The sequence below is a fragment of the Streptomyces apricus genome, assembly GCF_008369065.1.
Classification (GTDB): Bacteria; Actinomycetota; Actinomycetes; order Streptomycetales; family Streptomycetaceae; genus Streptomyces; species Streptomyces apricus.
In genome coordinates, this window is the sequence record NZ_VDFC01000047.1 from 225,080 (window position 1) to 234,026 (window position 8,947).

General features: G+C 72.9%; 7 protein-coding genes. 4 read left to right on the forward strand and 3 right to left on the reverse strand.

Annotated features, from left to right (window positions below):
* The 3 genes from FGF04_RS27405 to FGF04_RS27415 form a co-directional block, all read left to right on the forward strand.
* Positions 1–1,446: mannosyltransferase YkcB-related protein (locus FGF04_RS27405; protein ID WP_456340032.1), on the forward strand; the 1,446-nt coding region annotated here is incomplete at its 5' end.
* A 237-nt stretch (positions 1,447–1,683) separates the two neighbouring features.
* Positions 1,684–2,487, forward strand: coding sequence for an endonuclease I family protein (locus tag FGF04_RS27410; RefSeq protein ID WP_149514020.1), 804 nt, complete (start codon positions 1,684–1,686; stop codon positions 2,485–2,487).
* A gap of 176 nt (positions 2,488–2,663) precedes the next feature.
* Positions 2,664–4,082 carry an FG-GAP and VCBS repeat-containing protein gene (locus FGF04_RS27415; protein ID WP_149514021.1) on the forward strand — a complete coding sequence of 473 codons (1,419 nt, stop codon included), beginning with the start codon at positions 2,664–2,666 and terminating at the stop codon, positions 4,080–4,082.
* Between the two features lie 55 nt (positions 4,083–4,137).
* Here the strand turns inward: FGF04_RS27415 and FGF04_RS27420 are convergent, their stop codons facing one another.
* Genes FGF04_RS27420 through FGF04_RS27430 form a run of 3 tightly spaced genes read right to left on the reverse strand, consistent with a single transcriptional unit; the run spans position 4,138 to position 8,260 of the window.
* Positions 4,138–5,826, reverse strand: a complete 1,689-nt coding sequence (locus tag FGF04_RS27420) for a thiamine pyrophosphate-binding protein (RefSeq protein ID WP_149514022.1) — start codon at positions 5,824–5,826, stop codon at positions 4,138–4,140.
* Positions 5,823–6,791: an agmatinase gene (gene speB, locus FGF04_RS27425; RefSeq protein WP_149514023.1), complete on the reverse strand. Its 969-nt coding sequence runs from the start codon at positions 6,789–6,791 to the stop codon at positions 5,823–5,825. Before speB ends, FGF04_RS27420 begins: the two co-directional genes overlap by 4 nt.
* Positions 6,788–8,260 carry a sodium:solute symporter gene (locus FGF04_RS27430; RefSeq protein WP_149514024.1) on the reverse strand — a complete coding sequence of 491 codons (1,473 nt, stop codon included), beginning with the start codon at positions 8,258–8,260 and terminating at the stop codon, positions 6,788–6,790. Before FGF04_RS27430 ends, speB begins: the two co-directional genes overlap by 4 nt.
* Positions 8,261–8,371: 111 nt before the next feature.
* Here FGF04_RS27430 and FGF04_RS27435 point away from each other — a divergent pair.
* Positions 8,372–8,947 (forward strand): PucR family transcriptional regulator ligand-binding domain-containing protein (locus tag FGF04_RS27435; protein ID WP_188114260.1); only part of this gene is annotated, 576 nt, incomplete at its 3' end.

Sequence of the window (8,947 nt, forward strand, 5' to 3'; positions counted from 1 at the left end):
GGCGGAGGGGGTGGCGGCGGAGGCGGCTTCTCCGGGACCGCCGGGCTCGGCCGGATGTTCAACGAGGTGCTGGGCGGCCAGATCTCCTGGCTCCTCCCCTTCGCCGGGATCGCCCTCGTCGGCGGCCTCGTGCTGCGCGGCCGCGCCCCCCGTACGGACCTCACGCGCGCCGCGCTGCTCCTGTGGGGCGGCTGGACCGTGCTGCACTACCTGACCTTCAGCCTCGCCGAGGGCACCATGCACCCCTACTACACGACCGCGCTCGCGCCCGGCATCGCGGTGCTGTGCGGGGGCGGCGGGGCCATGCTGCTGCACGCCTTCCGCACGGGCGACGCCGCGCGCTGGTCCTGGGTGCTGCCCGTGGCGTTCGCCGCCACCGGCATCTGGGCCGTCGTCCTGCTGCGCCGCGCCTCCGGCTGGAACGGCTGGCTGTGGCCGGCCGTCGCGGCGGTCATGGTCCTGGCGGTCGCCGGACTGCTCCTCTCCCGGTCCGGGCGGCGGGCCCGGTTCCTCTCCGGCGCCGTGGCCGCGGCCGTGATCGCCTCGCTCGCCGGGCCCGCGGCCTACGCCGCCTCCGTGCCGGCGGGTTCCGGCGGCGGCATGAGCGGTACGAACCCGACGGCCGGCCCCACCACCGGCGGCGGCATGGGCGGCGGCCCCGGCGGCGCCGGCGGCCGGGGCGGCTTCCCCGGCGGCGGCGAGGCACCGGGTGCCCAGCAGCAGGGCGGTCAGCGGGAGGACGGTCAGCAGGAGGGCGGCGCGGAAGCCGGCGGCGAGGCACCCGGTGGCGACCAGCAGGGCACGCCTCCCAACGGCGCTCCCAGCGGCGCCCCCAGCGGTCAGCTCCCCGGCGACGGACAGCAGCAGGACGGCCCGCAGCAGGGCAGCGGCCAGACCGGCACCCCGCCCGGCGGCGCGGACGATGGCGGCACGGGCGGCGGCCGCATGGGCGGCGGCCCCGGCGGCGGCACCGACAGCGCCATGACCGCGTACCTGGAGAAGCACCGGGACGGCGCCAAGTGGCTGGTCGCGGTCTCCAGTTCACAGAGCGCGGCCCAGCTGATCGTCAGCACCGGGCAGCCCGTCATCTCCATGTGGGGCTGGTCCGGCAGCGACAAGGCGATGACCCTCGCCAAGCTGAAGGAGCTCGTGAAGAAGGGCGAGCTGCACTACATCGTGCTCGGCGGCGGCATGGGCGGAGGCGGCGGCATGGGCGGCGGCACCGACAGCGTCAGCTCCGAGGTGACCGCCTGGGTCCAGGAACACGCCACGGCGGTGAAGGCGAGCGCGTACGGCGACGACTCCTCGTCGAAGGCGTCGGACGCGTCGGACTCCTCCGGATCGTCGAACTCGTCGAACTCCTCGGGATCGTCCGACTCCGCCGACGCCTCCGGCACACAGAACACCCAGACCCTCTACCGCCTCGACGCCTCGGACGTCAACTAGGGCCTCCCCTGAGGGAGTTGGGGAAAACCCCACTCCCCCGCAACCCCCGGACCGGAGACGGCCGGGGGTTGCGCCGTATGCGGGAACGTCACGCAAAAGACTCCTCCCCGTTACGCGAACACCCTCATGTGCATGCCACGCTCCCGATTGACCGAAGTGTCAACACGCGTAGAACCCGGACCTGTTGATACGGCCCCACGTCCGGACGCGTGCCGTTCCCGGGAAAGGGCACCCCATATGTCCGTAGTGCAGCTCGGCAAGTGGAAGGCGCTGGCAGTCGGCGTCTCCGCCGTCCTGGTCGGCCTCACCCTCCCGGCGGTCGCCGCGACCCCCGCCGCGGCCACCACCACCGCGTACGACGACACCTACTACGCGAACGCGATCGGCAAGACCGGCACGGCCCTGAAGAGCTCGCTGCACACGATCATCAGCAGCCAGACGAAGATCTCGTACTCCGCGGTCTGGGAGGCGCTCAAGGTCACCGACCAGGACCCGAACAACAGCAGCAACGTGGTCCTGCTCTACTCCGGCATCTCCCGCAGCAAATCGCTCAACGGCGGCAACACCGGCAACTGGAACCGCGAGCACGTGTGGGCCCAGTCGCACGGTGACTTCGGCACCTCCGCCGGGCCCGGCACCGACCTGCACCACCTGCGCCCCGAGGACGTCCAGGTCAACAGCGTCCGCGGCAACAAGGACTTCGACCTCGGCGGCAGCAGCTTCACCAACAGCGGCGGCAGCCTCACCGACTCGAACTCCTTCGAGCCCCGCGCCGCCGTCAAGGGCGACGTCGCCCGGATGATCCTCTACATGGCCGTCCGCTACGAGGGCGGCGACTCCTGGCCCGACCTGGAGCCCAACGACGCCGTCACCAACGGCAGCGTCCCGTACCACGGCCGCCTCTCGGTGCTGAAGCAGTGGAACGAGCAGGACCCGCCCAGCGCCTCCGAGGAACGCCGCAACGAGCTGATCTACAGCACCTACCAGCACAACCGGAACCCGTTCATCGACCACCCGGAGTGGGTCGAGGCGATCTGGTAGACCGACCGTGAGCGGCGCCGAACCCCCCGTGACCGAAGGGGAGTTCGGCGCCACATCTGTCCCGTCGGTTACGAAGCCATGACATTGGGGCGTACAACTGGCGGCGCCCGGACCGAGTCGAACTCACTGAACGCGGTCTTCCGCGTGCACCACCCACCGACTCGAAAGGCTCACGCATGTCCCGAGCACACCGCCGAACCCGTACCGCCCTCACCGCGCCCCTGGCGGCCGCGGTGCTGCTCGCCGGAGGATTCGGCGCGATGGCCCTCACCGGGGCTTCGGCGCAGGCGGCCACCGCGGCGGCGGACGCGCAGGACGACTTCAACGGCGACGGGTACGCCGACCTGGTCGTGGCCGCCCCGGACGGCACGATCTCCAGCAAGGCCAAGGCCGGCTACGTGGCCGTCACCTACGGCTCCGCCGCCGGCGTCTCCGCCGACAACAAGAAGCTCATCAGCCGCTCCACCAGCGGCGTCCCCGGCTCCGCCACCGCGAGCCAGCGCTTCGGGTCGACCTTCAGCAAGGGCGACCTCGACGGCGACGGCTTCAGCGACCTCGTGATCGGCGGCGGCAAGGCCGGCTCCGTCATCCTGTGGGGCTCCGCCTCCGGGCTCACCGGCGGCACGGCGATAGCCGGGTACGCGGCCCCCACCACCGGTGACTTCGACGGCGACGGCAGGACGGACCTCGCCCTGTTCACCTACCAGGACGTCCATGGCGACGACCCCGAGGACGCCACCGGCACCGTGTGGAAGGGCCCCGTCTCGCGGGCCGGAACGCCCGCCTCCACGCTGCCCCTGCTGAAGTCCGGCGAGTCGATCAGCGGCCCTGTCCGCTCCACCGAGACCGGCGACGTCAACGGTGACGGCAAGGACGACATCGTTGCCTACCACTACGAGGGCGACGGCGTCTGGGGCAACCGCCTGCTGCTCGGCGGCGGCAGCGCGGGCTTCAAGGGTGCCTGGGTCCCCGGTGAGGCCGCGGGCAACAAGATGGGCACCGGCATCGGGGACGTCGACAACGACGGCTTCGACGACGTCGTGGTCGGCAACGACTGGGGCGGCGGCAACGTCAAGGTCGCCCTCGGTTCGGCCGCCGGACTGTCCGAGGACCGCGTCCAGACCTTCGATCAGGACTCGCCCGGGTTCCCCGGTGCCGAGGAGGAAGAGGACGAGATCGGCGGGTCGGTCTCGGTCGGGGACGTCAACGGTGACGGCTTCGCCGACATCGCGCTCGGCATCCCGGGCGAGGACGTCGGCGACATCTACGACACCGGCTCGGTCGCCCTGGTCCCCGGCGGCGCCGCCGGTGCCACGGGCGCCGGGACGCAGGTCTTCCACCAGAACACCGCCGGTGTCCCCGGAGTCGCCGAGAACAGCGACGAGTTCGGCGTGAGCACCGCCCTGCTGGACCTCAACGGCGACGGTCACGACGACCTCGCGGCCGGCTCCACCGCCGAGAACGAGCAGAACGGCGCGGTCTGGATCCTGAACGGCACGGCGAGCGGCCTCACCGCCACCTCGTCCTTCGCGTTCGGCGCGGGCACCCTCGGCGCCCCCGCCACGGCCGCCCACTTCGGCGCGTACCTGCGCTGAGCGACGGGTCCACGGACCTGAGGGCGGGGCGGCCGGGTGCCGCCCCGCCCTTCGTTCAGCCCAGGTGCGTCGGCGCGAACATCCGCAGCAGCGCCGGCAGCACGACCACCGAGGGGCCGGGCGCGGCGAGCGCTTTGGCGAGGTCGTCGGCCAGGGTGTCCGCGGTGGTGCGTACGCCCGGGACGCCGAAGGACTCCGCGAGCGCCACGTAGTCCGGGCGGGTCAGCTCCGTGGCCGTGGCCTGCCCGAAGGTGTCCGTCATGTACTCGCGCAGGATGCCGTAGCCGCCGTCGTCGACGATGAGCCAGGTCACGTTCAGGTCGTGCTGCCGGGCGGTGGCGAGTTCGGCGATCGAGTAGAGCGCGCCGCCGTCGCCGGAGACCGCGAGGACCGGCTGAGTGGGGTCGGCGACCGCGGCGCCGATCGCCGCCGGGAAGGCGTAGCCGAGGCCGCCCGCGCCCTGTGCGGAGTGCATGGTGTTGGGGCGCCGGGCGTCGAAGGCGGACCAGGCCCAGTAGGCGAGGATCGTCATGTCCCAGAAGCTCGGCGACCGGTCCGGCAGCGCCTCGCGGACGGCGGCGAGCACCCGCTGCTCCAGGGCGAGGTCCTGGGCGTCGATGCGCTCGCGGACGAGGCCGAGCACGGTGCGTACGCGCTCCGCGGCGGTCGCGTCCTGCCGCTTCTCCGTGAGGGTTTCGAGGAGCGCCGACAGGGCGAGCCGGGCGTCCGCGTGGATGCCCAGGGCCGAGTGGTTGGACTCCAGTTTGCCGAGGTCGGCCTCGATCTGGATCACCCGGCCGCGGGGCGCGAACGTGTGGTAGTTGGAGGAGAGCTCGCCGAGGCCCGACCCGACCACGAGGAGCACGTCGGCGTCCTCCAGGAAGTCGGTGGTGTGCCGGTCCTCCAGCCAGGACTGCAGCGACAGCGGGTGGTTCCAGGGGAAGGCGCCCTTGCCGCCGAAGGTGGTGACGACGGGCGCGTCCAGCCGCTCGGCGAGCTGCCGCAGCTTGCCCGAGGCGTCGGCGCGCACGACGCCGCCGCCCGCGATGATCGCCGGGCGCTCCGCCCTCGCCAGCAGGTCGGCGGCGACGGCGGTCAGCTCCGGGCGCGGGGGCAGGTCGTGGGGCGCGGCGTCCACGGCCGTGACGACGGGCAGGTCCGTCGCGGCCAGCAGCACGTCCTGCGGGATCTCCACCCACACCGGGCCGTGCGGGGCGGTCAGCGCCGACTCCCAGGCCCCGGCGATCGCGGAGGGGATCTGCGACGGCGTACGCACCGTGTGGACGGACTTGACCACGCCCCGGAACGAGGCCTGCTGGTCGGGCAGCTCGTGCAGGTAGCCGTGCCGGCCGCCGCCGAGCCCCGCGCGCGGGACCTGGCTGCTGATCGCGAGCACGGGCGCCGACGCGGCGGCGGCCTCCTGGAGCGCGGCCAGCGAGGTCAGGGCGCCGGGCCCGGTGGACAGGAGCAGCGGGGCCGCCTCGCCGGTGACGCGGCCGTACGCGTCGGCCGCGAACCCGGCGTTGTTCTCGACCCGCAGGCCGACGTACGCGAGGTCGGAGCGGCGCAGCGCGTCGAACATGCCGAGCGCGTGCTGGCCCGGCAGGCCGAAGACGGTGGTCGCGCCGAGACCGGCGAGGGTCTCCACGACCAGGTCTCCGCCGGTGCGCCCGGGCGGCGGGTTCAGCGCGGCCTGCGTCTGCGCGGCGGTCGGACGGAGCACCAGGTCGTGGTCGTGGGTCACTGCGCTCGGGCCTCTGCAATCTGGCGGGACATGATCGTGGTCAGCTCGTACGCCGTGTGGGAGGCGGCGACCGAGGTGATCTCGGCGTGATCGTACGCGGGGGCGACCTCGACGACGTCCGCGGAGACCAGGTGGCAGGAGGCGAGGCCGCGCAGGATCTCCAGGAGTTCGCGCGAGGTCATGCCGCCGGCCTCGGGCGTGCCGGTGCCGGGCGCGTGGGCCGGGTCGAGGCAGTCGATGTCGACGGATATGTAGAGCGGGCGGTCGCCGATGCGCTGCCGCAGCTGGTCGGCGACCTCGTCGGCGCCGCGCCGGTAGACGTCGGCGGAGGTGACGATGCCGAAGCCCATCTTCTCGTCGTCGGTCAGGTCCTGCTTGCCGTACAGCGGGCCGCGGGTGCCGACGTGGGAGAGCGCCTCGGTGTCGAGGATGCCCTCCTCGACGGCCCGCCGGAACGGGGTGCCGTGCGTGTACGCGGCGCCGAAGTAGGTGTCCCAGGTGTCGAGGTGCGCGTCGAAGTGCAGCAGCGCGACCGGGCCGTGCTTGCGGGCGACCGCGCGCAGCAGCGGCAGCGCGATGGTGTGGTCGCCGCCGAGGGTCATCAGCCGGGCGCCGGTGCCCAGGAGCTCGTCCGCGGCGCCCTCGATGGTCTCGACGGCCTCGTTGATGTCGAACGGGTTGGCGGCGATGTCACCGGCGTCCGCGACCTGCGCGAGGGCGAACGGCGAGGCGTCCTGCGCGGGGTTGTAGGGCCGCAGCAGCCGGCTCGCCTCGCGGATCGCGTTGCCGCCGAAGCGGGCGCCCGGCCGGTAGGAGACGCCCGCGTCGAACGGCACGCCGACCACGGCGACGTCGGTGGTGCCGACCTCGTCGAGACGGGGCAGCCGGGCGAAGGTCGCGGGGCCCGCGTAGCGCGGTACGCGGGAGGAGTCGACGGGTCCGCGGGGCGTCTTGTCGCTGTTCATCGGGCAACACTCTCTTTCTTGGGTGCGGGGACGTCTTCGGTGCCGCGCCCCGCGAGCCGTTCGCGCCAGGCGGTGAGCACCGCGGCGTCGGTGGCGGGCGTGGCGAGCGAGACGATCACGTACACGGCGAGGGAGGCGAGCAGGCCGTAGTAGACGGGCTCGTTCGCGAGGATCCCGTAGGTGGCCATCAGGCCGACGACCGCGATCCCGCCGACCGCGACGGCGGCCAGGGCGCCCTGCGCGGTGCCGCGCCGCCACAGCAGACCGCCGAGGATGGGCACGAGGAGGCCGCCGACGAGCAGGTTGTAGGCGACGGTCAGGGCCTCGACGACGTCGTTGAGGGCGATGGCCGTACAGATCACCGCGACGCCCATGACGAGGATGAAGAGGCGGTTGCCCCGGACCTCGTCATGATCGGCGGTGTCGCTCCCCGTCCGTACGGCGCCGCGCAGCCGCGACCAGATGTCGTTGTTGGCGACGGTGGCGCAGGCGATGAGGGCGCCGGAGGACGTGGACATCACGGCTGCGAGGGCGGCGGCGAGCACCAGTCCCCGGACGCCGACGGGCAGTTCGTCCTTGACGATGGTCGCGAAGGCGTCGTCCGCGCTGCCCAGCTTCGGGTAGAGGACCTTGGCCGCGGTGCCGATGACGGCGCCGGCGAGCGCGTAGACCAGGCAGTAGGTGCCCGCGACGGTGCCGCCCCACTTGGCGGTCCGGTCGCTGCCCGCGGTGAAGACGCGCTGCCAGATGTCCTGCCCGATCAGCATGCCGAACGTGTAGATGAGCACGTACGTGAAGATCGTCTCGCCGCCGATGCCCAGCGGGTCGAAGTACTCGGTGGGCAGCTGCGCCTTCATCTCACCGAACCCGCCCGCCTTGACGACGGCGATGGGCAGCAGGAGCAGCAGCACGCCGATCGTCTTCACGACGAACTGCACCATGTCGGTGAGGGTGATCGACCACATGCCGCCGAGCGTCGAGTACGCGACGACGATCGAGCCGCCGAGGACGATGGCGACCGTGCGGTTCATGTCGAAGAGGACGTCGAAGATCGTGGCGTACGCGATGGTCGAGGTCACCGCGAGCATCAGCGTGTACGCCCACATGACCACGCCGGAGATCATCCCGGCCCGGCCGCCGTAGCGCAGGTCGAGCATCTCGGAGACCGTGTAGACCTTCAGGCGGGCGATGCGGGCCGAGAAGAAGACCGACAGGGCGAGGAGCCCCAGGCCGATGGTGAAGACCATCCAGGCGCCGGAGAGGCCGTACTGGTAGCCGAGGCCGACGCCGCCGATGGTGGACGCGCCGCCGAGGACGATCGCGGCCATCGTGCCGGAGTACATCGCCGGGCCGAGCCGGCGTCCGGCGACCAGGAACTCGCTCTTGGACCGGGCGCGGCGCATGCCCCACCAGCCCATGGCCAGCATCCCGGCGAGATAGACGACGATCACTGCGTAGTCGACGGCCATGGGGCCCTCCTTCTCGCTCTCGGTGGCACCCTGACGTTAGGTGGCCGGGAAGCGGCGCTGAAGTGTACGTTTCATCCACTTCCAGTGGCCCCGACGGAGGAAACGTCCACCATGCCGGACCCAGCCGCTCCCGCCGTCCCGCCCACCCCGCCGGTCCCGCTGGCCGCGCTGCTGGGCCGGGAGGACCTCGGGCTGCGGCAGATCGCCGGACCGCGCGATCCGGCCGCGGTGGTGCACTGGGCGCACACCTCGGAGATGGCGGACCCGTACCCGTACCTGCTCGGCGGCGAGCTGCTGCTGACGGCCGGGGTGCACGTGCCGCAGGCGGTAGAGGCGGACGCGGAGCCGGACCTGGAGGGCTACTTCGACGCGTACGTGGCGCGGATCGTCGCGGCGGGGGGCGCCGCGCTCGGCTTCGGGCTGGCGCCGGTGCACGACACGGTGCCGCGGGCCCTGGCCGGGGCCTGTGACCGGCACGGGCTGCCGCTCGTGGAGGTGCCGCCCCGGACGACCTTCTCGGGCGTGGCGCGGGCGGTCTGGCAGCTCATGGCGCGGGCCCGGCACGCCGAGCTGCGGCGCGTCACGGAGGCCCAGCAGAGCCTGGCCGCCGCCGCGGCCCGCCCGGACCCGGTCCCCTCGGTGCTGCGGCAGCTCGCCGCGCGGGTGGGCGGCCGGGCCGTGCTGTAC

Bases quoted from the DNA above. Each gene is read 5' to 3' on its own strand.
- speB (WP_149514023.1), bottom strand. From the start codon at position 6,791: ATGAACAGCGACAAGACGCCCCGCGGACCCGTCGACTCCTCCCGCGTA.
- FGF04_RS27415 (WP_149514021.1), top strand. From the start codon at position 2,664: ATGTCCCGAGCACACCGCCGAACCCGTACCGCCCTCACCGCGCCCCTG.
- FGF04_RS27410 (WP_149514020.1), top strand. From the start codon at position 1,684: ATGTCCGTAGTGCAGCTCGGCAAGTGGAAGGCGCTGGCAGTCGGCGTC.
- FGF04_RS27430 (WP_149514024.1), bottom strand. From the start codon at position 8,260: ATGGCCGTCGACTACGCAGTGATCGTCGTCTATCTCGCCGGGATGCTG.